The following is a 26,796-nucleotide window of genomic DNA, read 5'->3' on the forward strand; positions in this document are numbered from 1 at the left end:
AATGGTTCCGGAAGTTGAGGAGTTAATTGTTTGCGTTTGCGGGTTACCGTTAGCAAGATAATGTACTGTATGCGAAGTGGAAGCTGCAAGGCCGGTAATGGTAAAACTTCCATTGGCAGAACCACAGGTGGATGGGTTTACTGGTATTACTGTTCCAATGGTTGGTATGGGACGTATGATGACATCGATCCTCGATCTTACACTTTCGCAGGTGGTGCCCGTATTCACCTGGCTTACATAATAAGATGTAGTGCCTGCGGTGGTGGTTAACGGAACAGGCGCCGTGGTGCTTCCGGTTCCCCCTGCAGGTACCGAATACCACAGTAAGGTATTTGTGCCTGTGGCGGTGGCAGTTAAAGGCGATGCTGTAGCGTTGAGGCAATAAGATACCTGCGCAGTAACAACCGGGGCATTCGGCCGCGGGTTTACCGTGATATTAAATGATTGCTGGGCGCTGCAAAGCCCATTGGATCCGGTTACGGTGATCACGGCGGTTACAGGGGTGCTGCCGGCATTACTTACCGGGAATGCAGGAATATTTCCCGTTCCCGAAGCCGCCAGTCCGATAGAGGTATTGCTGTTTGTCCAGGTGAACGATGCGCCTGCAGGTACACTCGAAAAAGTAAAAGGGCCTGCCTGGTCGCCGGCGCATAAGGCCGGCGATGTTGGTACAGCAACAACCGGCACAGGGTTTACGGCCAGGTTGCGTGTTACAGTAGTAGTGCCACATTCATTGCTGACAGCAAGTGTAATGGTATACGTTCCTGGAGTATTGTAAAGTATAGTTCCGGGGTTGGCGGCAGTGGAGGTGGCGGGTGTACCTCCGGGAAAACTCCACACGTAAGACGTTGCGCCATTTATATAGCAACTAACATTTGCAACCGGGTTTATAGATTGATTCTGGCAAATGGTAGTAAATGGATTGAGTGTCACATTTGGCTTGTCTTTTACTACTACCGTTCGTGTAACTATTGTTGAAGAACAAGTACCACCAGGAGTAGTTGTTATCAAACCTACTATATAAGTTCCTGGGTTTGTAAATTGAAATTGAGGATTTACAGAATTTGCATTCGTACCATTTAGATAATTATAACCTGATGTGGCCGGAGTACATCCTGCCGCAGAAGTATAAGTAACAGACCACTGATACTTATTAACCCCGCAAAATGCAGCCGGAGAAATATTAGTTGTATTTACTGTTAAAGGGGCACAACCAATATTCTGATCAATATTAAATGCTGCAATTGGAGCGGCACTAACACAAACGGTTTTAGTAATAGAATCTCTTCCACAAGTCGGATTGCCTGTCAATAACTTTATTTCATAGTTACCGGGCGTATTAAAATTTATGATTAAAGCATTAGAACCGGATATCCAAATGCTGGTATTAGCCACTCCAAAATCATTTCCCAAAGTACCTGAAGCTACCGTCCAGCCTGTTACAGGCGTGATTTTCCAAACTGATTTGCCTGGCGTACAAATTCCATTATTGATATCACTATTAGAGCCTGTAGTATTTGTAAAAGTTACATTATTAGTGACACACACCGTATCCTTCGGAGATATGGTGAACGATGGACTTGCTTTTTGTGAAACGTAAATAGGCACTACAGAAGCAGTAGATGAAGCACAAGGATTACTTGCCTGAATGGATGCAGAAAATGAATTGGGATATCCTTGACTAGTCACTCCGCAACTTGTCAAATTGAACGTATGGCTAACAGACGCGGGTGCGGGATGAGTATAGGTTAAAGGTGGAGTATTGTCATTAAATGTCACTGTGTAACCAGTGCCTGGACTATTGGTGGCAGTACCGGTTATAGGAAATGTCAATACATTTCCGGTACATATTGCGGTATTTCCTGGGTTGCCAAGCCCCACTGCCGGATTGCTTCCCAAAAAAACAAAATATTCGGTAGTATCCTTGCAACCGTTTTGGCCAGTTACAATAAATTTCATCGCGGTTGTACCTACCGGATATGTATGTTGTAACGAGAAGGGAGGTGGAGGAAAAGTGTTTGAATTATAATCAGGACTTCCATCTCCCCAAATAATCTGGTAATTAGTGTTGGTTGTATTTGTAGTCGAAAAATTATAAAAGTCGAATACATCAGAACCAAGGTTACTACATTTTTTAAAAAATTCTTTGTTGTCATAAATCCCATATCCATCGCCATTCAGTTTGGCATCTGGCAGTTGGCGGGTAGTAACTATTGCGGTAAATATATCCGTACAATTCGCAGCTGTAGTAGCTGTAAGCGTAACGGTAAAATTCTGGGGACCGTTTCCGGGTGTGCCAATAAAAAAGTGAATTGGATTAGGCGCTGTTGATGAATTCGCCGCTCCCGAGTTCGGATCTCCGAAGTTCCAGGTATATGAAGTAGCCCCGCTAGACGTGTTCGTAAATTGGACAGGAATTGTACCACATTGATTCGTCGGTGATGAAGTAAAAGACGCTATTGGATTTGGATTTTGGATAACATGGACCGTATCGTAGTGAGTAACAGGCGTACTGCTCACCGAAACGGTATAAAATCCTGCATTGTTTACTGTAAGAGTATTGGTATTGCCCCCTGTATTGGTATATGGCCCTGCCAGTGAAGACGAAAACTGCCATTGGAAATTACCGGCAGGTGGGTTGCTGGCAGTTAACACGATTTGCCCACCGGCACAGAAACTTGGTAAAGTACCCGGATAGGTAATTATTGTTTGGGCGTTGAGCGCATTACTAAACAGAAATGCAGCTATCAGCACGCGAAGTAGTTTCCACATGAGTAGTTATTTGTTGGTTTTGGTTAGAAGGGCAACCGGCGCCGGCTTTACAGCCGTGTACCGGTTAGGCCAAATATATGAAAATTCCTCAATCTAAATCTTACGGGTATCAGTAACCAACGCCGGGGCTTTTAAAATACCTCACCGTTATAATCGCGATAGCACACGCCATTACTGTGTTTATTTTTTTAGCGAACTAAAGAAGCTGACAGAAACCGCAACGTACAAGTTTAAGCAAACGTTTTTGTACCTGACTAACCGGACCAGAAGACTACCATCATTTACCATGACATCTTCGTTTACCATTACCTGCCATGATCACACATAGTTTGCCTGCATATGAAGCGGGGGAGGGATTTATATGCGGATAATTTTGTGATCCTGTTAAGCATTCAACAGTCGTTGATCTGCAAACTGAGACCGTACCAATGAATTAACAGTAAACCATCCCATCCCTCCAAATAATGTTAACTTCACCTAATTGGTTAGATTGCCTTTCAACATACAACTACTAAAAATTTATGAAGACCTTTTTATTGATCGATGACCATACCATAGTACGTTCAGGAACAAAAAATATGCTGAAAGAATTGTATCTGTCCTGCGAGGTATACGAAGCTGCCAACGACAGGGAGGCCATTGATCTCCTGGAAGAAAGGGCTTACGACCTCGTGATGATGGACATCCAGATACCCGGTGCGGATATGCCCGCGCTGATGAAGTATATCCACCTTAATTATCCCCTTACAAACGTGCTGATGTTTTCCATGAGCGCCGAAAAAATATTTGCCCTGCAATTCATCAGGGCAGGCGCGAATGGGTTTTTACCAAAAGAATCACCGCTCGGGGAGATCCACCGGGCGATCGATATGGTACTCACCGGCCGTACCTATATGAGTTCATCTTTAGCAGAAACATTGGTGAGCGCTTCGTTTTCCCAAAAACCATTGAACAGCTTTGAAAAGCTCTCAGCCAGGGAACTGGAAATAGCGGAATTGTTGCTCTCTGGAGAGGCGCTGAAAGACATCGCCAAAACATTGAACCTTCATCCTTCTACGGTAGGTACCCATAAACTCAGGATATTTGAAAAGCTGGCCATCACCAGCTTACTAGAATTAAAAGAACACGCCGCTAATCACAGGCCCGGAGAAAGCAAAATATAAGTTGATCCTTTTCCTGATGATTGTTTTCAACGGGTTGAAACTAATTATAAGATGCACTATTCAGCAAAGGGCATGCGTATTATTTTGTGCCTGGCAGGCATCATATTATTCCATTGGATATCGGTATAAGGATATCGACCCGGCACCCTTTACCCGGTTCGCTCTTGATAGAGATATCGCCATAAAAAGATTCTACCCGGTTGATCATATTAGATAAACCTATCCCATGTCTTTTTTGATCCACATCAAACCCCCTCCCATCGTCGGTTATGGAAATTAAAAGTTCGCCGCCTGAGGATCTTATTGCCACGTGTATGATCGAGGCTTCGGCATATTTAAAAATATTATTCAGTTGTTCCTGTACTATCCTGTAGATATTGATCTTAAGGTCGTCGGAAATATTCTCCTCGACGTGATACCTAAACTCTTTCTTAATGCCAGGAAGGTCAAATTTTTGAAGCAGGTCGTCGATCATTAACCGGAGATCGATATTTTTCAGGGGGGTAACAAGGTTTTTACACAATATCCTGATTTCTTCAATCGAACTGTCAATTAATTCCAACGGGTACCTGATGAGCTCTTTAACTTCAGCATTTTTGTTGGCTGCGGAACTCAGGTACAATTTCGTTCCGGCAAGTATCTGGTTGATATTGTCGTGGAGCTCGCGACCGATGCGGTTCCGTTCCTTCTCTTGCCCGAGCAGCGTAGCCAGTGTTATTTTCTTTTGTTCATTTAGTTTGCCGGCAAGCCTTTCTTCTTCAAGCCGTTTAATTTCCGAAATATCCAGGTGCATCACTACTGCTCCCGAAAATTCTTTGTGTTTCAGCGGGGTAACCATCATACGGAACCATCTTTGGGAACCACGTGCATCACAGGCATATTCAAACACAAATTCATCGAGTAAATTGTGTAGTATCCCGGTAATCCCGGCGGCCAGTTTTTTGCCGTCGGCAATATCCTGTCTTCCGGCATTTTCAGCCATGGCCACGTAATTTTCCCCGATCCCATATTCTTCACCGGTGAAACAACTGGAGTCGCCGAAGTTTTTCCACGAATCATTTATCGCCATGATGCTTCCTTCCTGGTCGAGTAACGCAATATTAGCGGGCAGTGTATTGATGATGGCAGACAGCCTTGAAGCCAGTAAAAGGTTCTCTTCATGGCTTTGCCGGATAGTGAGTTGTGCCAACACACTATCGGTTATATTTCGTAAGAAGCAGGCTGTACCTACGATACTTGCTTTTTCAAAGATGGGATAGAACGATATCTCCGACCAGGTACCCTCTACCGTATCATCTATGCCGGTAAAAGTTTCTCCCAGCAGTGCCCGGGAATAAAACCGTGTATATAATTCCTGCTGTTTGGTATCAAACAGTTCAACCAACACAGGGTCACCCGGCACGGGACGTTTACCACTCGCCTGTTCAAACATCCTGTTGAATGGTTCATTGGAAGTAATAAGGTTGAAATCATGGTCGATACTCCAGATGAGGTCCCTTGTATTATTGATCAATGCGTGGAGGTTGCTGTGTGCAAATTCCCGTTCCTGTTGTGCCTTCTTCTTTTCGGTGATATCCCTTCCGGTGATACATAACCCGCGTATTTCCCCCCCTTCCCTTACCGGTGTTATAGAGAGGTCGATCCACCTGTTGTCTTCCCGGGGGTGTTCATAGAGGGACTCATACGATACCTCTTCGCCGGAAAGTACCCGCGACATGATCTTCCTAAAAAAGTTTTTCCTGGGCTTGGCTACAAAATCAAGTACAGGATCGCCAACCTTTATTTTTTTCTCCCTGATAAAAAAAGCATAACCTTCGGCTTTATTATTGAAAGCCCTTACCATACCCTCCCTGTCAGTGAGTAAAAACCCCTCCGATGCATTCTCAAAAATTGTCCGCAGGTTATTCTCTGAAATTTCTATCTGCTGCTCCGCATTTCTCTTATCTATTTGCGCCGCCTGGCTTTTCAATGCCGCTATTATTGCAGCGGGAAGCCGTGTAAGCCGGTCTTTCAGGATATAATCGGCCGCACCAAGTTTGATGATATCAGCAGCAAACTCTTCCGACACGGTAGACGTTACAAGGATAAAAGGGATATCTGCGGAAATGCTCCGGAGCAATTCCAATGCACCCACCGAATCGAACGAAGCCAGTGAATGATCTGACAATACAATGTCGGGTTGAAAATCAAGGATCGCCAATTCAAAATCCCGTTTATTATCTGCCACCTTCATTTCAAATGACAATGCAGCTTTCTGCAGTTCCCGTTCTACCATTTCCACATCGAAACGGGTATCTTCCAAATGAAGTATTTTGATGGTGTGTTTCATAGAGGTAAATTATTTTTGGGGCCTTTGGTTCAATATCATCCAGTATAACCCAAGTTCGCCGACTGCCTTGCTGAACCCTTCAAAATCAACTGGCTTTACGATATAACTGTTGGCGCCCAGCTCATAAGCCATTTTTATATCAGGATCTTCCTTCGACGAAGTAAGCACTACCACCGGGATGTTTTTGGTTAACGCATTGGACTTAATTTGCCGCAGCACTTCCAGGCCGTCAACTTTTGGCATCTTCAGATCCAGCAACACTACGCGGGGTATTTGCCGGATGTTCCGCTCCGAAAATTCGCCGGTACCGAATAAAAAATCCAATGCTGCTGCTCCATCCCGCAGATGCAGGATATTATTGACGATCTTATTTTTTTGGAGCGCACGGATGGTGAGTTCTGCATCATTGCGGCTGTCTTCCACGAGTAATAATTCAATTTCCGGAGTTGTCATGGTGTTGATGATTTTAAGGGCGGATATTGCGGCAAGCTGAAGTAAAAGGTAGTGCGTACACCTTCTTCGCTTTCCGCCCACACTTCGCCCCTGTGTTTTTGTATGATTCGTTTTACGATTGCCAGCCCTACACCCGTGCCTGTAAAATCTTCTTCCGAATGCAGGCGTTGAAAAACGCCAAAAAGTTTATGTACATATTTCATGTCAAACCCCGCCCCGTTATCAGTGACCGAATAAACAATGTTGTTTTTTTCGACCCTGCTCATCACCGAGATCACGGACTTTTCCCGTTTGGAGGAATATTTGAACGCGTTAGACAGCAGGTTGAACATTACCTGTTGCATCAACCCCCGGTCTCCCTTAACCGGCAATAAATCTGCCAGATTTATTGCGGCTTTGAACCCGGAGTGTTGTAGGATGTCCTGCACCACATCTGCTACCAGTACATTCATATCGATCCAGGACTTTTCCACCTTTTTGCGGCCAAGGCGGGAAAAAGACAACAGATCATCGATCAGCATGCCCATCTTTCTGGCATTTCCCTGCACTTCATGCAGTAACCGTTTTCCTTCCTCATCGAGTTTGTCCTGGTAATCCTCTTCCAGTATGTTGGCATATCCATACACTGCCCGCAGCGGGGCCCTCAGGTCATGCGATACAGAATAAGAAAATGCTTCCAGTTCCTCATTACTTTTTTTCAACTCCACCGTGCGCTCTTCGATCCTTTTTTCCAATACATGGTTCAGTTCTGAGATATTGCGGTGTGCAGCTTTGAGCGGGGTAACATCAATAGTTACGGTCATTATTGCATTTACGGCATCCTGCTCGTTTTTGAGAGGAATGTAACGCGAAATCACATCATATCCCTGCCTGCTGGATTCAACAGTTACAGTTTGGCCCTCGAGGACTTTCTGAAAATGCCCGGCTAGCGGGTCGGCTATATAGGCCGGAAGTGATTGATAGATATTCTTACCCAGCAGTTGTTCTTTTGAGAACCCCAGTTTTTCCATCATATCCCCTTCGATGAGCTGATAATTAAAATTGGTATCGAGCAAACAGATCACCGATCCCGGGATACTGGAGGCAATGGTTTTGTAGATTTTTTCACTCTGTACCAGTTTCCGCTCGGCATCTTTCTGCAAGGTTATATTCCGGCAGATCTTGGACGCACCCGAAATTTGGCCTGCCTGGTTTTTAATCGGCGATATGGTCAGCGACACATCTATGAGCTGTCCATCTTTACAAAGCCGTTTTGTTTCATAATGATCAATAATGCTCCCGCCCCTTATCCTGCCTACAATAACGGCTTCCTCCTCTTCAAATCCCGGGGGTACGAGTTTCAAAATATTTTGCCCGATGATTTCCGAACTTTTGTATTTAAATATTTTTTCCGCGCCCTTGTTCCAACTGGTGATGATCCCATCCAGGGTCTTACTGATAATGGCATCATCTGAAGAATTGATAATGGAAGCAGAAAGTTCCTGCTGTTCGCCAATTTTTTTACGTTCGGTTATGTCGGAATTTATGGCAACGTACTGGTATGGCTTCCCGGCATCGTTCAAAAAAGGAACGATACTGGTATCGACCCAAAAAACAGTACCGTCTTTTGCCTTATTCTTCAATTCACCTTTCCATACTTTACCTGTAGCGATAGTATTCCAGATAGCACTGATAAACTTTTTGGAATGGTACCCGGAACTGAGGATACTGTGGTCCCGGCCTATCAGTTCTTCCCTGCTAAAGCCCGATATCTTACAAAAATTATCATTTACATATTCAATCAGCCCGGCAGCATCGGTTATCGCCATAATAGAGGATTCATCGAGGGCATATTTATAATCCGACACTTCCTTGAGGCTTTTCGACAGTTGTAATTCCGCTCGCTTCACCCCTGTAATGTTCTTATAAAAAATGGTAAGGCCATCATCAGAGGGATAAACCTTCACCGAAAACCATGTATCCATAGGCTCATAGTAACCTTCTACTTCCTGTACTTTACCACTGGACATGGCCTCATGGAATTTGTCGTAGAAGATGGTTCCATGCATGGCGGGGTGTACATCCCACATCACCAGCCCAAGGGTTTGCTCCAGTGATAAGGGATGGGTAGAGAGTGCTGCGTCATTTAAAAAAGTATAACGCCATTGATTATCTACCGATACCACCGAATCCGTGATGCGGTGAAAAACATTGGCCAATTCTTTTTCTTTCAATAAACGTTGCTTTTTCTGGCGCAATAACCGGAAAGTTGTGAATAAGAGCAGCATCCCTGAGCCTGCCAGGAAGAACAATACCCACCTGCTTAATTTTTTTATCTCCGTGTTAAACTGCGTCTTTCGTAACTCTATCAACAACTTTGTACGGGATGTTCCACTGCTGATCAATGAATCGATTGACCTGTAATTTGCCAGATGCACCGCCGACTTACGCAATCGGATAGAATCGGGTACATTGCTGCTGTAGATCCAGGCAAACTCGCGCCTGACAAGGGGAATTAAAATGCCTGCAGTACGCATATTTTCAGTATCCCTGACAATGGTTTGCAGCACATCTAATTGCTGAAATATCGCCAGACTGTCGGTATAAAACATTTTTGCCTTGTCCTCACCCCTGCTGATCTCCACCAGCCTCGGGTCGAGTACTGCTGCATTGTTAACGTCCCGCGAAAGATTCAGAAAAGCGCTGAGTACACTGTTGTGGCGGTTGGCTAGTCCGGCATATTTCAGTACTTCCTGATATGCCCTGTACGAGAATACCGCTATGGACAAAAACAGCAACACAAGAACAGCATATATCAGTTTATTTTTATTCATGCCCACAACGGACTACATAATTTTATAATGTAATGATAATACCGTATAGTTCAGGCTGCCAAAAGCAATTGTTTGTGGCAAAGCAGCAAATATTTTGCAGGTGTAGATGAGTACGGATTTATTGACCTGTTGATAAATGCAGACAAGTATTACACAATATTGCGATAAAACACTAGACTGCAAAATATTTCCTGCAATTTTAAATCACGGGCGAACCACTTTGCTGGAAATTTTTACATGAAGCCACGGCGCAAACGCCCTTTGCTTCAACGAAGAAACAGAGCAGATAATTGAAGATCGTGTAAGATTTGTTTAATCTGGGGAAGTGTGTTGCGACGAATTACACACAAGTTTGCATTAAATTGCGGTAAAGCGAAATTATATCTTTCCATTATAACCTATACGGATCAGGCTATCCTGCAGTTGTACTTCTCTGCCGACACAGGTAGCTCCGGTTACTCCTTTAACTTATCCTGCCAGGCGTCGGACAGTTCACTCATCTGTGTCTTCGCCTGCGCCAGGTAGTGGATGGGTGATGGAAGTGCCTGGTGTGGCAGCATCACTTCCCTTTACACTATTCAATACCGCAGGATCAATACTGCCCGGTTTATTGATATCGCCCCCGTTAGTAGCCTGCGTAGAATGAAGTGGGTTACCCACTCCCCCGTTTTCGGGATCGTGTGTATTGGCAGCAGGTTTTTGCGGAACCGCATGATCGTTATTGTCAGGAGTGGTATACTGTTGATGATTGCTCATATTTTTTTAATATGCTACAATGCATGTGCCACAAAATTTACCACTGACCGGACCATGGGGATTGCTGTGAATATATGGTAAGAAATGAAAATGCCAGGTAACTTCAAACAACTATCAACTGCACGCCAATAACATCACTCATTTTCCCTGATATCCACGTCAAATATCTCAGAGATCTTTTCCACGATAAGCTTCCTGGATTTTTTAAGATCGCCGGAAGTAACGATGAGCATCTTATCCCCTTTTGAAGTAATACCGAGGCTACCGGACTGGCATTCATCTGTAACCAGCTTTTCGATGAGCTGTTTGAAATATTTTAAAAAAGTTTTTGGATACAGTTTATCCGGGTCGGACAGATCTGATTGAATGATCTTGCCATCTTTCAATACGATAGTGGCAACGAAAGTTCTGAAGGGCATTGCTGGTTGAAATTTTAGGGCTGCAAATATAGCCGCCAATACCATGCTGGACTTTTGATAATAGTCAAAATCTGGTCAGGTTCATCAACCGGGCTGAAGCAGGCAGCCGGTCCATCGGCATCATTTTGCACAACTCCACACCAGATCCTGTTTATTTAAACGCTCTTTCGGCCTTACAGGCCAATACATTCGTGTTGAAAATCTGTCGAATGAAAATTGCCTGCAACATAATAGTCTTTCTGCTCATTTTACTTTTTGCCTACACCGGCGCCTCCAAATTGGCAGGGCACGATAAATTTATTTACCAGCTGAGCAGGGTTCATTTCTTTGATGGATATGTGCGGCTCACCGGTTGGCTGATACCATTGGTGGAACTGATAACGGCGCTATTGCTATGTATCCGTTTTACCCGCACCGCCGGCCTGTGGTGCAGCCTGGTACTGATGTGCAGCTTTGTAGCATATGTGGCCACCGTACTTTCGGGCACTTCACTGCCCTGCTCCTGCGGAGGGGTAATAGCAGCCATGAGCTGGCAGCAGCACCTGTATTTCAACATCCTTTTCCTGGCGCTCAATATCATTGCCCTTGCGGGCAACACGGCATACATGTATAAGGGGAGTAAGCTGAAAACCCATATAGAGTAAGCATCATTTATTCATCAAACCACTTTCGCAAGAAAGACTGACCGACATCCATTTTCTAATTTTCAAAAATTAATTATCATGAAAACTTTAAAATTCCCTGCATTCCTGCTGGCATTTGTAATCGCCATCACCAGTGCATTCGCGTTCAACACCAAACCTGCTGATACCGAAAAATTCAGCAAGACGTATTATTTCATCGGTGGCAATTCACTGGCTGACGTAAAGAACCCTTCCATGTGGATCGAAGAAGCCGAAGAATGCGGTGAAGCCGGAAACCTGCCCTGCAAAAAAGTGTTTACCAGTAATGTACGTGCCGACTTCGACACGCATATTGCAGGCTACACTTCTGTAAATGCGGCCAAACTGGACGCTAATGAAACCAGGCAATAAGGAGGTGCTTAAGAGAAAAAGGCTACCGCACGGTAGCCTTTTTTTATGAACGTTACCAGTTATTGTTGAGGGTTTTGCGGCATCCCGCTCAATGCGATCACATCACCGGGGATCGGCCTTGCATATTTAGGGCTGTTGGGAGGCAACTCGAAAAACTGCCCGTTGATATAACGCTTTGGCGTGATCCCGGCCCCTTCCAGGTTCAACCGTCGGATATCCATCCATCGTGTAAACCGGTAGACCAGCTCTTTCCTTCTTTCCACCAATATCTTAGCTAACGCATCGGCTGCATCGGTAGCAGTGATAGGAACATAGGTACCGGTTTTGTACCGGGTCACCAGCAGCGTATTGAGGTCGTTTAATGCGGCATCTTTTTCTCCTGCCCGAGCAAGGCATTCGGCACGGGTGATGTACAACTCGTCGGTGGCAACGCCGCCATACAGCCCATCCGAACTGGCATAACTTCCGCGGAAGCTGTAATATCCATCGGGCCTCAACCGGAAGAAACGTGTTTTGCGAAGATCATCCGCGTGATAGCTGGCATACAACACCGTATCGATCCGTGCCGTGGTGATCAGGATCTGCCCGTTGCTGACCAGCGACATGTAGATAGATTCGGGATTGGAATTGCTAAAAGTATAAGCCGTGCTGGCCGACACAGGAATGCTGTTGTAATTCATCAACTGGCTGCGGATGGCCAGGGCGGAATCGGCATACAATTTGGCCGCGGTATAGTTGCGCATACTAAGATAGATCCTGCTCAGCAGCCCATACGCTGCAGGCTTGCTCGGGCGGGCAGGATGCATCACAAAGACTTTCAACAAGGGGACGGATGCCTGAAGATCGCTGATGACCTGCCGGTAAGTTTCGGTAAGACTGGCCCTCACCGAACGTTCGTTGAAATCGGGCGTAAGGCGCAGCGGTATGCCCATCGTAGCATCCGATGTAGCTGCATCGTAAGGCAGGGCAAAAAGATTGGCGATACGAAAAAAGGAAGCCCCCCGCTTGAAAAGTGCCTGCCCGGCAATATCGTTCCATTCAATGACATTGTCTGGAGTTTTCGGGATATCCTGCAACGACTGTAACGCCACATTGGAGTAGTATATATTGCCATAAGGCCTGCCCCATTCGCTTTGATAAGTATTTAAAAAAATATTGACGGTACCCCAGCTATATACTCCACGTTGCGCATCGGTGAGCCACCCGTTGTAAGTGGCATCCCGTACAAAATAATTATCGGCACTGGCTTCATCAGCACCATTGTCATATCCTGTATACACATAATAATCGAGCATGGATTGGATGCTACTGAGCGATTGTGGAGTAGATAATGATTTGTCCGGTTTTTCTTCCAGTTGTTTTTCGCAGGAGAGCAGTAGCATCCCCACGGTTATCACAAAAAAGAGCTGTTTCATCTTGTAAATTTTTTCATTGATTAAAAAATTGCTTTGATTCCTACGGCGATATTAGTGGCTGCAGGATACGTGTTGTTGTATTCGGGATCTATACCAAAACTGTTGGCTTTCCAGAGTAAACCCAGGTTATTGGCATTGATGTAACACTGTACTTTATTAAGCTGGTATTGCAGGGTGATATATTGCAGCCTGATATGATCGGCCTTTGTAGCCAGTATGCTGGAGTTGGCATAAAAGTAAGACCTGGCCTCGTCGATGGGGTAACGCATGGAAGGCACCTGCGTATACAATTCATCGCCGGGGTTTTGCCAGCGGTTGGCAAAATCCGCATGGCCCGTCCTGCTCTTGTAGAGCTGACTATAGTTGATGGAGGGCCTTTGGAAATAATGACCGAATTTCCCGGTAATGCGTACCGTTACAGACAGCCTTTTGTAAGATACAGTATTGCCCATCGACCATGTTGAAGTTGGCAAAGTAGGCCCTGAATAATGCAGCTCTTCCAGCTTCGTGCCGGTTCCCGCCAGTTCATTATAGTCCTTGCTCAGCACTCCTCCAAGGTATCCCTGCGGATCGCCATTGAGTGGATCGAGGCCGCCCCATTGATACGTATACAGTCCATATACCGGCGACCCTTCGATGGCGCTTACCTGTGCGCTACCGCCTACAAAGGCCGAACTGGTTTTGTCGAACAGGTAATATTTTTTCACCTTGTCTTTATTGAAGTTAATATTGAGTTGAGACGACCAGCTGACCTTCCCGGTGATATTGCGGGTTTGCAGATCGATGTCAACACCGCGGCCGGTAATCGTCGCTACATTTTTCGTGAGCCCATCAATGGGCACACTGGTGTAGTCCACCTGGGCATAACCAAAAAGGTTGGTAGCTTTTTTATGATAATATTCTACCGAGCCGCTTATTCGGTCGTTGCGGCTGGCGAAATCCACAGCAAGATTGGTCATGGCCACTCTTTCCCAACCCAGGCTTTTGTTTTCAAACTGTACGATCTGCGAAGAAGGTTGCTGCGTGAAAGGCGAAGGGGCCTGCAAACGAAGGGTGGTTACGGCAGCCCTTGCCGGATCGGCATTTCCGCTGATACCATACGTTGTCCTTATTTTCAACCGGGGTAACCAGTTGAGTTTATAAAAATATTCGTTGCTGATATCCCATGCCAGTCCGGCGGACCATAAGGGCGTCCAGCGGTTGTTCCTGGTGGCGCCAAATAAATTAGAAGCATCGCGGCGGGCACTCGCTGAGATGGTATATTTCCTCCGGAAAGTATAAGCGGCGTTACTAAAAAACGATACATAATTATTTACCGTAGCGCCGAAGCTGCCACCACCGGGCAGGTATTCGCCGGCACCCGTAAGGAAATTAGGATAAGGATGTACATAATCCAGCGCGGGCATGGGGCCCAGCAGGTCGGGATTGTACCCTACCGTGAATTGGGAACCCGTGTTGTACTGCCTCGTCCGCCATTCCCCACCGGCCAGCACGTTTACTTCATGCGCCGCCCATCTGCGGGAATAATTCACCTGTCCCCTGAAATTTTGTGTTTCCAGTGTGGCATTACTACTGCTGAAGATCCCACCCCGCGGAAGATTGTATTGAATATTGCCATCGCTATCCAACTCCGAAAACTTATTGATATAGTTTCGGGCTTCGTAACTGCCTTCACCGGCAAGCCTGCTTCCGGTGGTTACCTGTCGCCCATATTGATATTGTGCGCTCAGGCTTAATCCTTTCATCGGTTTGTAAGTAAGGGCCAGGTTGGCAAGAATGGCCTGCTCCTTTACTACATCCTCGATGTTATCTGCATCGGTGAGCGGATAGTAACTCCAGTCGAGCAGTTTGCCTTCACCCGCCGAGTCGGCATAACTCTGCAGGTAATCGATATTCACAGGAAGTGCGTTACCGTTATCATCTTTCAACCTCGTATATACCGGCAGGCTACCTGTATTGGTAGAAAAGCTGATGCCCCTTTTTCCCGCCGCTGACCGGCTTTGCGTATAGTCGATACTGGTGTTAAGATCGAGCCGCGAAGTGAGTTTAAAGGTTTGTGCGGTCTTGAAATTATACCGGTCGTACTTTGCCGAAAGCTGATCGGCATTGTGATCCCAGCCACCTCCTATGATCCATTGCATATTTTTGGTACCGCCACTGAGCGAGATCGCCTGCTGAAGGTTGACGCCTTTTTCGTACACATAATTCATGTACTCATCCGTAAGGTTATTGGCCGCGAGGGCATGGATACGGTTGTCGGCTTCGGCCGCAGAAATTTTTCCCTGGTCACGCAAATTCAATAACTCTATCACCGGCGATACGGCTTTCCACGGTGAGCCCGTAAGCTGTGCCTGGTAATAACCATTGTCGTACAAAAACTTTTCTACACCGATGAAATCGCCGGAGCTGATATTGCTGATGCTGCGAAGCTTTGGTTTATCGGCGATGCTCATATTGCTGGTAAACTCTGTTCTCATCGGCTGGTTATACCGGCCCCTCTTAGTGGTGATCACTATCACGCCATTGCCTGCCCGCGTACCCCATATAGAAGCGGCCGCGGCATCTTTTAGCACGGTGATACTTTCCACATCATTCGGATTGATATTATTGAGATCGCCTTCGTACGGAAAATCGTCGAGCACGATGAGCGGCGATGCCGGACCGTTGATGGTGCTTAGGCCACGGATGATGAACCGTGGCTGGCCAAGGCCTGAAGTCTGCCGGTCTACATACAGTCCATTAGTGATAGATTCCAGCCGGCTGAGAACAGTAGTGCCTACCTGTTGATTGAGCAATTTGTTGTCGACGGTTGTGAACGAACCCGTAGCCCTTTCTTTGGCGATCTTTTGATAGCCGGTATTCACGATCACTTCCTCCAATGCTTTGGCCGCGGCTGTCATATCTATCACCAATGGCTGCGGTATAGATACATCTATAGCTATCCGCATGGGTTGATAACCAGGTGCGATAATGATCAGCGTATCTGTGGCTGCTACCGGGATAGAAAAGTTTCCACCGATGGCCTGCACCTGGCTGCCTGGGTTGGTGGTAGTTTGTACAGATACGTTTCCGGACACACCGGTAACACGGCCTTTGAACAGCGTGGTTTGCGCAGCAGCGTTGCCCGCGTAGAGCAACAGTAAACTATAAAAGACGAATATTTTTTTCATAACAGGTTTAGTTTGGTAAATGGTGAATGAATAAAGTTGGCGCAGGATCATTGATGATCTCGGCGGATAGTTTCAGATACCGGGCAATATCTTCCCTGAACAAACGAAGCATTTCCTTTTCGGTGATGGGCGGGGTGATGAGCTCGTAACAAAACTCACCGGTAATGGGTATGCCCTCCCATTTAAACCGTAGTGTTTCCGGGGCATAATTATACGCACGCATCAATAGATCCTCTACGGACTTATTGGTAAGCAGCACCCGCGTAATGCCACCTGTACTATCAGTGGATCGCTGATTGGTGCTACCAATGCCATAGATATAATTACTGAATGTTGACCGGGCAATCAGTTGCTTGCCATCGCCGCCGTTACCGTTTGTAAAAAGTGGTTCCTGCTTATTAAATTGAACCAGTTCATCTTTTTCTGAAAAACTGATACGCCCGGAACGTAAAAAGTTAGCCAGCCTTTCCGCTGTAACCGAACTTCCCCCGGTAATGGCCATGACGTTGAAATTGCTGTCTACCCAGGCAAAGTGCGGCACAGCACTGTGCGGAAAAAGCGATTGCAATTCCGTATTCCCCAACACCATGGGTATGGTAAGCTTTAGCTGAAGGCGGGCCAGGAGTTTGTCCAGTCTTTCTTTTGTATCCGTCAGCGAATTGACGGCTACCACCGACAGTTGCCCGGGGAAACATTGCTTCAGCGAATCGAGCATGCTGATCTCACGGATGCAGGGCGCACAGGTAGTGGCCCACATGTCGATCAGCAATAGCCTGCTTTTAAAATCATATAACTTCGCGGTAGTTTTTTTATAATTGGTGATGTTCCTGAGCACCACATTGGGAACCTTGTCCCCTACTTTCAATCCGGGCGTTTGTCTTGCCATGCTCATATAGGGGCATAGCAGTAGCAGCAGCCATAAAAATCGTTTCATCGCAGTAGTTTTTGTAAGTGAATAAAATTTGAACACCTCAGAAAGCCGAAGGATCTTCTATTGGTGGCTGTGCAGAATGAAGAATTAATAATTAATAATTAATAATTGGGTAGGGGAAACTTCATCTTAAATAATGTTGCCTAAATAAAAGAGTTTCAACCCTTCCACCATTCTTAATTCTTAATTCTTAATTGTCTAAGTGGGTTGTTTGGGTTGCCGTGCATCCAGCACATTATCCTTCGCATCCATCCATGACCTGCATTTCTGCAGCGTAGTGGTATGAAGGAATTCCCGCACTTCATCTGCCTTTGAATCCTTCGCCTGCTTTTTGTACAACGCATTTACTTCATCCACGATAATGATGGCCACAAGCGGGTGCTGCACTATGCGGCGTGCGTAGCGGTAAAGCAGATCGTGGTAATGTGGTGAGAGTTGGTTCATGTGTGCGTGATAAGTTACGGGTGATGGGTTGCGGGTTAATATTGTCAGCGGCCACCTTCGCTTTTACATTCTTAATTCTTAATTGACTGTTTAGTTTGCTTGTGGGTTGGTATGCGGTGTGGCGAGGAAAGCAAGGCTTCGTTTGTAATGGTTGCATTTGCGGAGTACGCGGCTTTTGAGCCAGATGCGCAATACGTTGGGCGGCATGAGCACATTGGTTTCGTAGTATTCTTCAAATACTTCTATCACCAGGCGTTCGGCCACGCGTTGGCTTTTGGTCATCAGCCGGGCATACCGGCATAGTAAGGCATCGTACTGTACGGCAAGGGCCGTTACTTCTGTCATTTTCATAAAGCGTGGTTTTATAAATTAATTGGGATGTATGGTGTAGCAGGAACACGTCCGGATGGATGGTTCGGGTACTCGGGAGTCTTTTGGAGTGGAAGCGGCATCACCGGGCGACACCTGCTTTTTATATCCTGCACAGATGTGCGGGAGCACTACTTACCAGTTAGAAAAAAGGCAATAGCATAACACAAAGAAGGCAGGCCACGCCCAACACGTGGCCATCCTTATTGTCGTCTCTGTGCATTCAATTTACCAGATTTCAGAACGAGACTCAAAGCGGATGCAGCGAAGTATTTCATTGCGCAGACGCAGATTGTATACAATGCAGTTGATTAAAAAAACAATTGCGTCACAATATAATTAATATTTTGGATAACGGTATTTATGTACCGTGTAAATTTTCAAAAATAAAGTCACCTTGATTAGTCACAATTCAAGGAAACGATGACTAAGGAAGAATTACAATTATTGAAAGTGCAATTCGGTGAAAATCTTCAAAAGATCAGGGAAAGTAAAAAATTATCTCTTTTGAAATTATCGTATAACTGTGATTTGGATGAGAGTAATATTTCGAAGATAGAGCATGGGAAGAAGAATATAACGTTGGCTACGATTGTGGAGCTGGCGCGGGGATTGGAGGTACCACCGAAGAGGTTGCTGGATTTTTGAATGCCGTTGTTGCCGTTATCTCCGCTACGATAAGGGCTCCAACCCCCAAAGGGATATAATCCTATTACCCACATGCATCAGCATGGCAAAATAAATAGACTAACATTACATTGCCCTGGGTATGGCTAATACCTAATCAATACTTAAAAGCAAAACTTTCAATAACTCTTCTATTGAATAAAATGGAGTCTGTTCCGCAAATCCAAAAGTATTTTTCCGAGTACTCACAAAATATTCGTTAGTTATTCCATTGATGACATTAATAGTTTGAGCACTTTGGTCAGTGGTTTGTAAGTGGATATTTGTTCTTTCTATTAGCCATTCCATTGATTCATCGCTCAATAACCGAACTACCCCGATGTTGAGATTACTCGCATATGTAAACGCAGCAGCCTGCAAACTTGAAGTTGAAAAGAAAAGGCATTTACAATTAGCTCTGGCCACCTGCTCTTTTTTGGCATAGAATTCTTCCAAATTATCAATTGAAACAGGAGAATCATAATCTTTACATTCAATTAAAATTATCAAATTGGGACTAACCGCCCCTGGTCTATATGATTCTATTGCAAGATCAAAAATTATATCTTTTTCCCTGTCTTTCGAAAAATAACTCTTCTTTTTAAATATAAATGAGTGTGTGGGGGAAACAAAAAGTTCCTCATTCATCATGGCCTGCAATAAAACGTTGTATACCCTTTCTTCAAACAAATCACCCTTTTTAGTAGAATTCATCTTATTGCTATAATTTTGATTGTATGACAGTTGAAGGATTAGTAAAGATAAATTCAAATGATATTGAAAATAAAGCTACAAAGCTTTTACTACATTTCCATCCGTCTTACTTTAAACATTACCTTTCCACTCCACTCCTTTCAATTGTAGATTTTTTAAAAGAAAAACATAAAATAATTTTTGATTTTGATACTAGCTTGGGTTTCAATAATGATAACTACAAATTACTTGGCGCTTTTAATCCTGCAAAAAGAATTATACTGATAGACGTTTCTTTGAAAGACGATTTGGCAAAATTTAATTTTACACTTGCCCACGAATTAGGGCATCTGGCTCTCCATCGTAACTTGAAAATCAAATATGATGAAACGGATGAGGATATCCCTACAGAAACCGCAACAGCCCCTTTCTTTAAAAGAGATCTCAAAAGTGATATCGACTGGATGGAATGGCAAGCAAATACTTACGCCTCTTGCCTTTTATTGCCAACTGAAATCTTAAAAACTGCATTAGTGAGTTGTCAAAAACAGCTGGGCATCTCTCGTACGGGGGCCATTTTTGTGGACAACCAACCTTGCAATCAACAATCATTTTTCCAGTTAATCAATTTGCTGAGTTTGAAATTCGGGGTTTCGAAATCGGTAGTTGAATACCGGCTGCTTAAATTAAAATTGATTGATGATAGGAGGCAAGGGTACCAGTCTTTAAATGAAGTATTGCGAAATTCTAAATATTCATAAGGCATTCAAAAAAGTAGTTTGTTGTTAAGGTTTATCTGTGTGGTCAATAATCTTTGCTACTCATTAAACAAACTCGGAGCAAGTAACTGATTCCAATTAGCTTTTAGTCATATTGCCCTCAAATAAACGAAGCGAGTCTTTAAACATATTTTTTAGAAATAGGCAATTAGTCAAAGTTTACTTCCCCTTAAGTCTTTTTCTAAGTTTGAGATTCATCTCATCGATAAAGGTCTCATTACGCAATTGATTCACTATATTCATAAATTGATTTTCGAACTCTTCGTAATCGAAATCTGCCTTTGCCAAATCATAAAAGTCCACGTCAACAATGGCAAATACAGCCTCATAGAAATTTTCTAGCTTTTTGACAATCTCCGTAGGAAGAAAAAGTGAATGTTCAATCAAGGCGCCCCGGAATAAATCTGTTGCGTCATCCAAATCTTCTTCAACTTCCTCTATCATTTCATCATCGTAAACTTGAATTTCTTTTACAGCAGCAATATTTTCATCAATAACATCTAGCATTTCATAAGCAGCCACAACCAGAGGTTGAAAGTGATCTAGTTGATATTTATAAATGTGATTTTCATTTTCAAGAGTACGCGAATTTCTGTAAACCTTATAACTAACAAGTGCAGCAAATAATGCTACGAATGCCGAAATACAAGAGATTACAACTGATACATCGATTTTCATATTTTTTTATTTGATGAGTTGTAAACCGTAAGTAATTTAATGGAAAAGCTACAATTGCAAATATTTCGCCAACGTTGGTGTAAAATACATCATTGCCCAATCTGACCAGTATGGATACCGCCACCCAATACAGTATGACTTTCGTTCAAACAACCCCTCTCATGCGTAAACTCTCAAACCCCGAAGGGGTTAAATATATATTACCTACGGGCCGCAGCCCGTGGCAATTTCAATCTGTGCTGTCCATCCCCCTTTACACCTTCTTCACAAACTCCGATTTCAGCGCCATCGCACCAAACCCATCGATCTTGCAATCAATATTATGATCGCTATCTACCAGGCGGATGTTCTTTACTTTAGTGCCTGCTTTGATGCTCTGGGAAGCGCCCTTCACCGGTAAATTTTTGATAGTGATCACCGTATCGCCATTGGCAAGGATATGGCCATTGGCATCTTTTACCACAAACCCTTCTTCTTCCGCTACTTCAGTTTGCAGAGACCATTCGTGGCCACATTCGGGGCATACCAGCAATTCATCCATCTCGTAAGTATACGTGGATTTACACAAGGGACAGGGAGGAAGAAGATTCATGTGAAATGAGTTTAAGTGTTAAAAGGCCGCAAAGATAAAGTTCTTTTTAAATATACGTGGCATATCTAGCCGCCGAGAAACAGAGTGGCTTTTTTTTGCCGGGAAGACGGGAAGAAGTCAAGTAAATTATCCTGGCCTCTTCCCGTCTTCCCGGCAAACTTTTCCTCCCACTATTACAAAAGAAATAATTCGTGCATTCGTGGCATATCTAGCTACTGCTGCCCAGAAACAGAGTGGCTTTTTTTTTTGCCGGGAAGACGGGAAGAAGTCAAGTAAATTACCCTGGCTTCTTCCCGTCTTCCCAGCAAACTTTTCCTCCCACTATTACAAAAGAAATAATTCGTGCATTCGTGGCATATCTAGCTACTGCTGCCCAGAAACAGAGTGGCTTTTTTTGCCGGGAAGATGGGAAGAAGTCAAGTAAACTATCCTGACTTCTTCCCGTCTTCCCGGCAACTTTTCCTCCCTCATTGCAAAAGAACTAATTCGTGCATTCGTGGCATACCTAGCCGCTGCCGCCGAGAAACGCCGTTGATCCGGAAACAACATGTCTAATTTTTAATTTTCAACTACCCTGCCAACCCCTTCTTCACCGCTTCCATCACCATCCCCGCCCTTGTTTGTACTTTGAGTTTCCGGAACACATTCTCCCTCAGCGTTTGCACCGAACGCAACGATATTTTCATTTCTGAAGCGATAAATTCATACGTATCATCGCTGCAAGCCAGTTTGGTAAATTGTTTTTCCTGTTCGGTAAAATTGTGAAAGTCTTTATCCAGCTGTATCAACCGTTTAAAGTTGACCGTTTGATCGGACTGGTAGTAGCCTTTTTTTGCGATGGATAACAGGGCCTGTTCCAGTTCGTTTTGATGGGTTTCTTTGAGCAGGTAGGCACAGCAACCTGCATGGATCATATTTACTACGTCCTGGTCGGAAGCCTGCATGGTAACGGCCGCTACTTTAATGGCGGGATAATGTTCCTGCAACCAGAGGGCGGTTTCCACACCGTTTATACCCGGCATCTTGATATCGAGCAAAATAATATCGGGCAAACGTTTCAGGAGCGGAAGCTGCTGTTGCAGCGCTTCCCCGCTATTTACTTCCAACGTGACTTTAAATCCGGGAAAGGTTTCGATGAGGGCGGTGAGGGCTCCGGTAAAAAGCAGGTGATCGTCTACAACGCCAATTTCGCAGGTCATGGTAACAATTGTTTGATGGGTAAAATGAGTTGGATGGAAGTGCCTTCCGAATCAGAACGGATGGATATATTGCCACCAAGGGTTTGCATCCGGTGGCGCATGATACCCAGCCCGAGCCCTTTGCTGTGGGCATGTGTATTGAAACCGATGCCATCGTCGTTGAGGCGAAGATGGATGATACGTTCATTGTATTTGATATGTATGAGCAGCTTTTTGGCTTTTGCATGCTTGAGTACATTCTGGATGGCTTCCTGCATGACACGGTACAGGATGAATTGCTGTGCCGGCACAATGGGCAGTGAATGGCTGGTACGCCGGAGAATGATGCTGAGTTCGCCCGCGGCATTTATCCTGTCGGTTTCAGTAGCCAATTCCTGGTAAAGATCGAACTGCGACAGCCAGTCGGGATCCAGGAATTTGGCCATGTTGCGGATCTCCACCATCGCTTTTGAAATGGCTTCTCCCGCAGCGGCGATCGCCGGGACAGGAGTGGCCACCGCCCTTTCCGCCACGCCGAGAAACATCTTGGAAGTACTGAGCAACTGCCCTACATTATCATGCAGCTCGTTGGCGATCCTTTCGAGCGTAGCCGATTGTACATCAATGCGGGTCTGCATCAGCTCTTTTTCAAAATTCTGGGAGAGCTGCTGGTTGGCCGCCAGCAGCCTGTTCTTTTTCATACGGCTGTACACGGCCTGTATGATCACAAACAGCGAAAAAGCCAGCACGAGTATACCTGCCCCGGCTACGTACGAGGGGAAGGAATTTGTTCCGGCCTGTAACGTGACGAAATAAATGCGATGCATATGAATAAATAATGGATGATGATGGCAAGTGATTGAAACGTATGAAAAATACGGGTGGTGTTGGGATAACTCCAATACAACGGATCGATGACAGTAAGCAGGTTGATGAAAAACACCGAATGAAAACAAACTGCTGCAGCACAAAGCCAGATGGCATAATCCTTCTGCAGGTTGTGAAGGGATTCCTTGTGCTGCAGGTTTAAAAAATATACTGCAGAAAATAAAAGCATGGCTCCGCTGAAACATAAAAAAGAACGGCTATGGAAAATGCTCCAGTTATAAATAAAAAAAAGTTCGGCAAGGCTATAACAAAGAACGCCGATGCCTGTAGTGAAAATGATATACCGTATGCCGGGTACCCTGTAAAAAACAGTATAAAAAACGAGGAACCACACCAACATATCTATCAATGAATAAAGATTATAAAATACATTGGGCTGTATATGCCACCAGTGCCAGCAATATTCGGTAAGCAGTTGTTCATTGATGATGCTGATGATATTGAGAGCGAGTAATATCCATAAAATAACCGGCCCGTTTTTCCGCAGAAAAACAAAGCCGGTTAAAACTGTAAGTAGTCCAAATATCAATATTGCAGTAAACATATCTTAATCACCTACATCGTGATTACAATAAGGCGGGCAGATCTTACTGTAATTGAAATACGCATCTTCTATATCCGTTTCAGCTTCGGTTGGCACAATAATGACGGTGTCGGTATTGGCGCTGAACCTGCCCTGCGGGTCATCCTCGCTGTACCTGGCCATGTAAACCCTCACCCCATCGAGTTGATGGGTTTGTTCCAATGCCAGGATAGCATCGATGAAATCGCGATCGAGCCAGGCACTTTTGAGAGCGCCCGGCGGAAGCCCCTGCCTGTAATTGTTAATGTAAACTTTTGCCTTGTCGGCTGAAATTTTTGAGCTCATTGGTTTAAGTTTTTAGTGAGCTCTAAATTGCTGCGGATCACGTGGATAAAGTTCGTGTAAATTTTCGTTTGTACCACGTGGAGTTGTGCAGGAAAATGTGAGAAAAAAAACGTATGGAGAATGTATGATTTATGATGTATGATCTGTGATATCTAGTAATTCGTGAAGATTATCATTATGGGAACTAACTTCGCCCCGGAAGAAATCATACATCATACATCATACATCATACATTAGGGATCCGAAAAGGGATATGGTGCGCTGGTGCAATGGCTCACAGAAGAATTGCTGAAGTCTGGCGTAAAAATTATTTACGATACGAAAGTGAAGCCTGTCGACTGGTACAACCACCAGGTTCAGGTAAGTACGGATAACGGGATGCACCTGGAAGCATCCAAAATACTGATCACCCTTCCGGTCAGTTTGTTATCGGGCAACAAACATGAAAACAGCATCCGCTTCACGCCTGCCCTCCCCTCTTACCGGCAGGCAGCAGACAACATAGGTTTTGGAAACGTGGTAAAATTGTTTGTTGGTTTGCAGAAAAATGCAGGCCCGAAGATGCGGGCTTCCTCATCGGTCATCATCCATAACACAGAAGAAGAAATACTGGCGAAAGCACTGCGCTCCTTTAATACCCCGGAATGTTTTGAAGCCCCTGTTTACCGGCTTACTTCAGCAAAGTCAACGTTAAGGGATTCAACGCTTCCCATCTTATCCTTGTACAACAACTTCAGGATGGGTACTTCTTCCATAACATATTCTTTCATGTCGTCGGGAAGCAGGTCCTTATCCCAAAGTTCGATGAGGTATTCCAGTGTTTTTACGTGGAGATTGGCGGCGGTGATAACAGGTGTATTCATGATGTGGTGTGGGATGTAAAAATAGTACGAAGCAGAATAACGAACATTATAAAATATTGATAAAATGTTGCAGGATATAATGTTTAACAACCCGGGAGTGAAGTTTAAAAAAGCCGAAGCAGGAACCTGTACGTACCGGGGGAAAGTGTAGATGAACAGTAGACACCATTACTTCTGCACACATTGTTGCCGCATGAAACAAAAATTTTACCTTGTATCCAATTTGTCCCCCATACCAGTAAATTTGAAACAAACACCGATAGCAGATCCCGCCATAGCAGCCGTAAGTAACATTCCCCTGATAGATACATTACTTGAAGTGGTGTGCCACAGCACCGGTATGGGCTTTGCCGCCGTAGCCAAGGTAACGGAAGACAGGTGGATGGCCTGTTGCGTACGCGACGAGATATCGTTCGGCCTGGGGCCTGGTGGAGAACTGCCGGTGAAGACCACCATCTGTGATGAGATAAGACAGAGCCGTGAACCGGTGGTGATAGACCATGTGGCAAAAGATGCGCAGTTTGCCATGCATCATACTCCCGCGATGTATGGGTTGCAGAGTTACATTTCGTTCCCCATTATACTTCGCAACGGGGAGTTCTTCGGCACGCTCTGCGCCATCGACCCCAATCCCCATGTTGTAAAAACGGATGAAACAATGGGGCTCTTCCGTCTCTTCAGCGACCTTATCTCCTTTCACCTGAGTGCCGGGGAAGAACTGCAGGTAGCCGAAAGCTTGCTGCAGAACGAACAGAAACAATCGCGGATGCGGGAACAGTTCATTGCCATACTCGGGCACGACCTGCGCAACCCGGTTACGGCCATCTCTACCAGCGCTCAATTCCTGCTGCAACTTTCGCCGGATGAACACGTTACCAGGATGGCTTCATTGATCCACAACAGTACCAAACGCATCAATATACTCATCGATAACATGCTCGATTTCGCCATGGGCCACCTGGGCGACGGCATCGTGCTCAATGCCACTTCCAATACCAGCCTGCGCAAACACTGCTGCAGGTGATAGCAGAAATAGAAGTATCGAAGCCGGAGCAACTCATACAGACACAATTTGACTTATCGCTGCCTGTATATTGCGATGCCAACAGGGTGGCGCAATTGTTTTCTAACCTGCTGCGCAACGCGGTATCTTATGGCAAACCCGGCGAGCCGGTAATAGTGAAAGCCATTACCACCAACGATACGTTCACTCTTTCTGTGATCAATAAGGGCGAGCCGATACCTGCGGAAAAAATGGCGAAATTATTTCAGCCGTTTTCGCGTAGCGAAGAAAACAAGGGGCAGCAAGGCCTGGGGCTGGGGCTTTACATTGCCGCAGAAATAGCCAAGGCGCATGGCGGTACTTTGACGAGTTCCTCTGACAACAAATCCACGAAGTTTACATTGGAAATGCCTGTGCGATGAAATCCTAAAGAGCATCTCCTTATCTATATCACCGAGTAAGTTCATGGGTAGTTTCTATCGTCCTCATTTTTTGAAATTTCCACCGGGATGAACCTTTT

The 26,796-nt window shown here is 45.0% G+C and carries 25 protein-coding genes and 1 pseudogene; 8 read left to right on the top strand and 18 right to left on the bottom strand.

Features of this window, described 5'->3' with window-relative positions:
- The coding region (locus EGI32_RS01535; protein WP_255153594.1) for a PKD domain-containing protein at window positions 1-2,772 on the bottom strand (2,772 nt) is incomplete at its 3' end.
- 521 nt (window positions 2,773-3,293) lie between these two features.
- Between EGI32_RS01535 and EGI32_RS01540 the strand changes: the two genes are divergently transcribed.
- On the top strand, window positions 3,294-3,935 hold the full coding sequence (locus tag EGI32_RS01540; protein WP_255153595.1) for a response regulator transcription factor: 642 nt from the start codon (window positions 3,294-3,296) through the stop codon (window positions 3,933-3,935).
- Window positions 3,936-4,035: 100 nt separating this feature from the next.
- Here the strand turns inward: EGI32_RS01540 and EGI32_RS01545 are convergent, their stop codons facing one another.
- The 5 genes from EGI32_RS01545 to EGI32_RS01565 form a co-directional block, all read right to left on the bottom strand.
- The gene (locus tag EGI32_RS01545) at window positions 4,036-6,264 is read right to left on the bottom strand and encodes a PAS domain S-box protein (protein WP_255153596.1); all 2,229 of its coding nucleotides are present in this window, start codon (window positions 6,262-6,264) and stop codon (window positions 4,036-4,038) included.
- A 9-nt stretch (window positions 6,265-6,273) separates the two neighbouring features.
- Entirely contained in the window at window positions 6,274-6,717 is a 444-nt protein-coding gene (locus EGI32_RS01550) for a response regulator (RefSeq protein ID WP_255153597.1), read from the bottom strand.
- Window positions 6,714-9,530: a PAS domain S-box protein gene (locus EGI32_RS01555; RefSeq protein WP_255153598.1), complete on the bottom strand. Its 2,817-nt coding sequence runs from the start codon at window positions 9,528-9,530 to the stop codon at window positions 6,714-6,716. The genes EGI32_RS01550 and EGI32_RS01555 overlap by 4 nt, the downstream gene beginning before the upstream one ends.
- A 492-nt stretch (window positions 9,531-10,022) precedes the next feature.
- Window positions 10,023-10,286: a hypothetical protein gene (locus tag EGI32_RS01560; protein WP_255153599.1), complete on the bottom strand. Its 264-nt coding sequence runs from the start codon at window positions 10,284-10,286 to the stop codon at window positions 10,023-10,025.
- Between the two features lie 134 nt (window positions 10,287-10,420).
- Window positions 10,421-10,705: a hypothetical protein gene (locus EGI32_RS01565; RefSeq protein ID WP_255153600.1), complete on the bottom strand. Its 285-nt coding sequence runs from the start codon at window positions 10,703-10,705 to the stop codon at window positions 10,421-10,423.
- Between the two features lie 209 nt (window positions 10,706-10,914).
- On the opposite strand from EGI32_RS01565, the gene EGI32_RS01570 reads away from it, so the two are divergent.
- Window positions 10,915-11,349 (top strand): MauE/DoxX family redox-associated membrane protein, encoded by a 435-nt coding sequence (locus tag EGI32_RS01570; RefSeq protein WP_255153601.1) that lies wholly within the window; start codon window positions 10,915-10,917, stop codon window positions 11,347-11,349.
- A gap of 78 nt (window positions 11,350-11,427) precedes the next feature.
- Window positions 11,428-11,739, top strand: a complete 312-nt coding sequence (locus EGI32_RS01575; RefSeq protein WP_255153602.1) for a DUF6520 family protein — start codon at window positions 11,428-11,430, stop codon at window positions 11,737-11,739.
- Window positions 11,740-11,798: 59 nt separating this feature from the next.
- Here the strand turns inward: EGI32_RS01575 and EGI32_RS01580 are convergent, their stop codons facing one another.
- The 5 genes from EGI32_RS01580 to EGI32_RS01600 all read right to left on the bottom strand — a co-directional run bounded on the left by EGI32_RS01580 (window position 11,799) and on the right by EGI32_RS01600 (window position 18,050).
- Window positions 11,799-13,154: a RagB/SusD family nutrient uptake outer membrane protein gene (locus EGI32_RS01580; protein WP_255153603.1), complete on the bottom strand. Its 1,356-nt coding sequence runs from the start codon at window positions 13,152-13,154 to the stop codon at window positions 11,799-11,801.
- Window positions 13,155-13,174: 20 nt separating this feature from the next.
- Complete coding sequence (locus EGI32_RS01585; RefSeq protein WP_255153604.1) at window positions 13,175-16,324, bottom strand: SusC/RagA family TonB-linked outer membrane protein; 3,150 nt, start codon at window positions 16,322-16,324, stop codon at window positions 13,175-13,177.
- A 7-nt stretch (window positions 16,325-16,331) separates the two neighbouring features.
- Window positions 16,332-17,258: a TlpA disulfide reductase family protein gene (locus EGI32_RS01590; protein ID WP_255153605.1), complete on the bottom strand. Its 927-nt coding sequence runs from the start codon at window positions 17,256-17,258 to the stop codon at window positions 16,332-16,334.
- Between the two features lie 195 nt (window positions 17,259-17,453).
- Window positions 17,454-17,699, bottom strand: coding sequence for a hypothetical protein (locus tag EGI32_RS01595; protein WP_255153606.1), 246 nt, complete (start codon window positions 17,697-17,699; stop codon window positions 17,454-17,456).
- A 90-nt stretch (window positions 17,700-17,789) separates the two neighbouring features.
- Entirely contained in the window at window positions 17,790-18,050 is a 261-nt protein-coding gene (locus EGI32_RS01600; protein ID WP_255153607.1) for a hypothetical protein, read from the bottom strand.
- A gap of 441 nt (window positions 18,051-18,491) precedes the next feature.
- Between EGI32_RS01600 and EGI32_RS01605 the strand changes: the two genes are divergently transcribed.
- Window positions 18,492-18,716, top strand: coding sequence for a helix-turn-helix domain-containing protein (locus EGI32_RS01605; protein ID WP_255153608.1), 225 nt, complete (start codon window positions 18,492-18,494; stop codon window positions 18,714-18,716).
- 132 nt (window positions 18,717-18,848) lie between these two features.
- Here EGI32_RS01605 and EGI32_RS01610 read toward each other — a convergent pair whose 3' ends face one another.
- Window positions 18,849-19,448: a restriction endonuclease gene (locus EGI32_RS01610; RefSeq protein ID WP_255153609.1), complete on the bottom strand. Its 600-nt coding sequence runs from the start codon at window positions 19,446-19,448 to the stop codon at window positions 18,849-18,851.
- A 23-nt stretch (window positions 19,449-19,471) separates the two neighbouring features.
- On the opposite strand from EGI32_RS01610, the gene EGI32_RS01615 reads away from it, so the two are divergent.
- Entirely contained in the window at window positions 19,472-20,188 is a 717-nt protein-coding gene (locus EGI32_RS01615; protein ID WP_255153610.1) for an ImmA/IrrE family metallo-endopeptidase, read from the top strand.
- Between the two features lie 177 nt (window positions 20,189-20,365).
- Here the strand turns inward: EGI32_RS01615 and EGI32_RS01620 are convergent, their stop codons facing one another.
- From EGI32_RS01620 to EGI32_RS01645, 6 genes are all read right to left on the bottom strand, one after another.
- Window positions 20,366-20,884, bottom strand: a complete 519-nt coding sequence (locus EGI32_RS01620; RefSeq protein WP_255153611.1) for a hypothetical protein — start codon at window positions 20,882-20,884, stop codon at window positions 20,366-20,368.
- 253 nt (window positions 20,885-21,137) lie between these two features.
- A complete protein-coding gene (locus EGI32_RS01625; RefSeq protein WP_255153612.1) occupies window positions 21,138-21,476 on the bottom strand; it encodes a zinc ribbon domain-containing protein YjdM in 339 nt (112 codons plus the stop codon).
- Window positions 21,477-22,045: 569 nt separating this feature from the next.
- Complete coding sequence (locus tag EGI32_RS01630; RefSeq protein ID WP_255153613.1) at window positions 22,046-22,675, bottom strand: response regulator transcription factor; 630 nt, start codon at window positions 22,673-22,675, stop codon at window positions 22,046-22,048.
- Window positions 22,672-23,481 (bottom strand): sensor histidine kinase, encoded by an 810-nt coding sequence (locus EGI32_RS01635; RefSeq protein ID WP_255153614.1) that lies wholly within the window; start codon window positions 23,479-23,481, stop codon window positions 22,672-22,674. The genes EGI32_RS01630 and EGI32_RS01635 overlap by 4 nt, the downstream gene beginning before the upstream one ends.
- Window positions 23,421-24,086, bottom strand: a complete 666-nt coding sequence (locus EGI32_RS01640; protein WP_255153615.1) for a hypothetical protein — start codon at window positions 24,084-24,086, stop codon at window positions 23,421-23,423. The genes EGI32_RS01635 and EGI32_RS01640 overlap by 61 nt, the downstream gene beginning before the upstream one ends.
- A gap of 3 nt (window positions 24,087-24,089) precedes the next feature.
- Window positions 24,090-24,410 (bottom strand): hypothetical protein, encoded by a 321-nt coding sequence (locus EGI32_RS01645; RefSeq protein ID WP_255153616.1) that lies wholly within the window; start codon window positions 24,408-24,410, stop codon window positions 24,090-24,092.
- 255 nt (window positions 24,411-24,665) lie between these two features.
- On the opposite strand from EGI32_RS01645, the pseudogene EGI32_RS01650 reads away from it, so the two are divergent.
- From EGI32_RS01650 to EGI32_RS01660, 3 genes and pseudogenes are all read left to right on the top strand, one after another.
- A pseudogene (locus tag EGI32_RS01650) lies at window positions 24,666-25,292 on the top strand (FAD-dependent oxidoreductase); the annotation flags it as partial.
- A gap of 225 nt (window positions 25,293-25,517) precedes the next feature.
- On the top strand, window positions 25,518-26,297 hold the full coding sequence (locus EGI32_RS01655) for a GAF domain-containing protein (RefSeq protein WP_255153617.1): 780 nt from the start codon (window positions 25,518-25,520) through the stop codon (window positions 26,295-26,297).
- Window positions 26,294-26,698 (top strand): HAMP domain-containing sensor histidine kinase, encoded by a 405-nt coding sequence (locus tag EGI32_RS01660; RefSeq protein WP_255153618.1) that lies wholly within the window; start codon window positions 26,294-26,296, stop codon window positions 26,696-26,698. The genes EGI32_RS01655 and EGI32_RS01660 overlap by 4 nt, the downstream gene beginning before the upstream one ends.
- Window positions 26,699-26,796 lie beyond the last annotated feature (98 nt).

It is taken from the genome of Ferruginibacter sp. HRS2-29 (assembly GCF_024343615.1).
Classification (GTDB): Bacteria; Bacteroidota; Bacteroidia; order Chitinophagales; family Chitinophagaceae; genus Ferruginibacter.

Excerpts from the sequence above, each read along its gene's own strand:
- EGI32_RS01580 (WP_255153603.1), bottom strand. The coding sequence starts at position 13,154 with ATGAAACAGCTCTTTTTTGTGATAACCGTGGGGATGCTACTGCTCTCC.
- EGI32_RS01625 (WP_255153612.1), bottom strand. The coding sequence starts at position 21,476 with ATGAATCTTCTTCCTCCCTGTCCCTTGTGTAAATCCACGTATACTTAC.
- EGI32_RS01570 (WP_255153601.1), top strand. The coding sequence starts at position 10,915 with ATGAAAATTGCCTGCAACATAATAGTCTTTCTGCTCATTTTACTTTTT.
- EGI32_RS01605 (WP_255153608.1), top strand. The coding sequence starts at position 18,492 with ATGACTAAGGAAGAATTACAATTATTGAAAGTGCAATTCGGTGAAAAT.
- EGI32_RS01575 (WP_255153602.1), top strand. The coding sequence starts at position 11,428 with ATGAAAACTTTAAAATTCCCTGCATTCCTGCTGGCATTTGTAATCGCC.
- EGI32_RS01615 (WP_255153610.1), top strand. The coding sequence starts at position 19,472 with ATGACAGTTGAAGGATTAGTAAAGATAAATTCAAATGATATTGAAAAT.
- EGI32_RS01540 (WP_255153595.1), top strand. The coding sequence starts at position 3,294 with ATGAAGACCTTTTTATTGATCGATGACCATACCATAGTACGTTCAGGA.
- EGI32_RS01550 (WP_255153597.1), bottom strand. The coding sequence starts at position 6,717 with ATGACAACTCCGGAAATTGAATTATTACTCGTGGAAGACAGCCGCAAT.
- EGI32_RS01640 (WP_255153615.1), bottom strand. The coding sequence starts at position 24,086 with ATGTTTACTGCAATATTGATATTTGGACTACTTACAGTTTTAACCGGC.
- EGI32_RS01645 (WP_255153616.1), bottom strand. The coding sequence starts at position 24,410 with ATGAGCTCAAAAATTTCAGCCGACAAGGCAAAAGTTTACATTAACAAT.
- EGI32_RS01610 (WP_255153609.1), bottom strand. The coding sequence starts at position 19,448 with ATGAATTCTACTAAAAAGGGTGATTTGTTTGAAGAAAGGGTATACAAC.
- EGI32_RS01545 (WP_255153596.1), bottom strand. The coding sequence starts at position 6,264 with ATGAAACACACCATCAAAATACTTCATTTGGAAGATACCCGTTTCGAT.
- EGI32_RS01600 (WP_255153607.1), bottom strand. The coding sequence starts at position 18,050 with ATGAAAATGACAGAAGTAACGGCCCTTGCCGTACAGTACGATGCCTTA.
- EGI32_RS01620 (WP_255153611.1), bottom strand. The coding sequence starts at position 20,884 with ATGAAAATCGATGTATCAGTTGTAATCTCTTGTATTTCGGCATTCGTA.
- EGI32_RS01560 (WP_255153599.1), bottom strand. The coding sequence starts at position 10,286 with ATGAGCAATCATCAACAGTATACCACTCCTGACAATAACGATCATGCG.
- EGI32_RS01635 (WP_255153614.1), bottom strand. The coding sequence starts at position 23,481 with ATGCATCGCATTTATTTCGTCACGTTACAGGCCGGAACAAATTCCTTC.
- EGI32_RS01630 (WP_255153613.1), bottom strand. The coding sequence starts at position 22,675 with ATGACCTGCGAAATTGGCGTTGTAGACGATCACCTGCTTTTTACCGGA.
- EGI32_RS01565 (WP_255153600.1), bottom strand. The coding sequence starts at position 10,705 with ATGCCCTTCAGAACTTTCGTTGCCACTATCGTATTGAAAGATGGCAAG.
- EGI32_RS01595 (WP_255153606.1), bottom strand. The coding sequence starts at position 17,699 with ATGAACCAACTCTCACCACATTACCACGATCTGCTTTACCGCTACGCA.
- EGI32_RS01585 (WP_255153604.1), bottom strand. The coding sequence starts at position 16,324 with ATGAAAAAAATATTCGTCTTTTATAGTTTACTGTTGCTCTACGCGGGC.
- EGI32_RS01590 (WP_255153605.1), bottom strand. The coding sequence starts at position 17,258 with ATGAAACGATTTTTATGGCTGCTGCTACTGCTATGCCCCTATATGAGC.
- EGI32_RS01555 (WP_255153598.1), bottom strand. The coding sequence starts at position 9,530 with ATGAATAAAAATAAACTGATATATGCTGTTCTTGTGTTGCTGTTTTTG.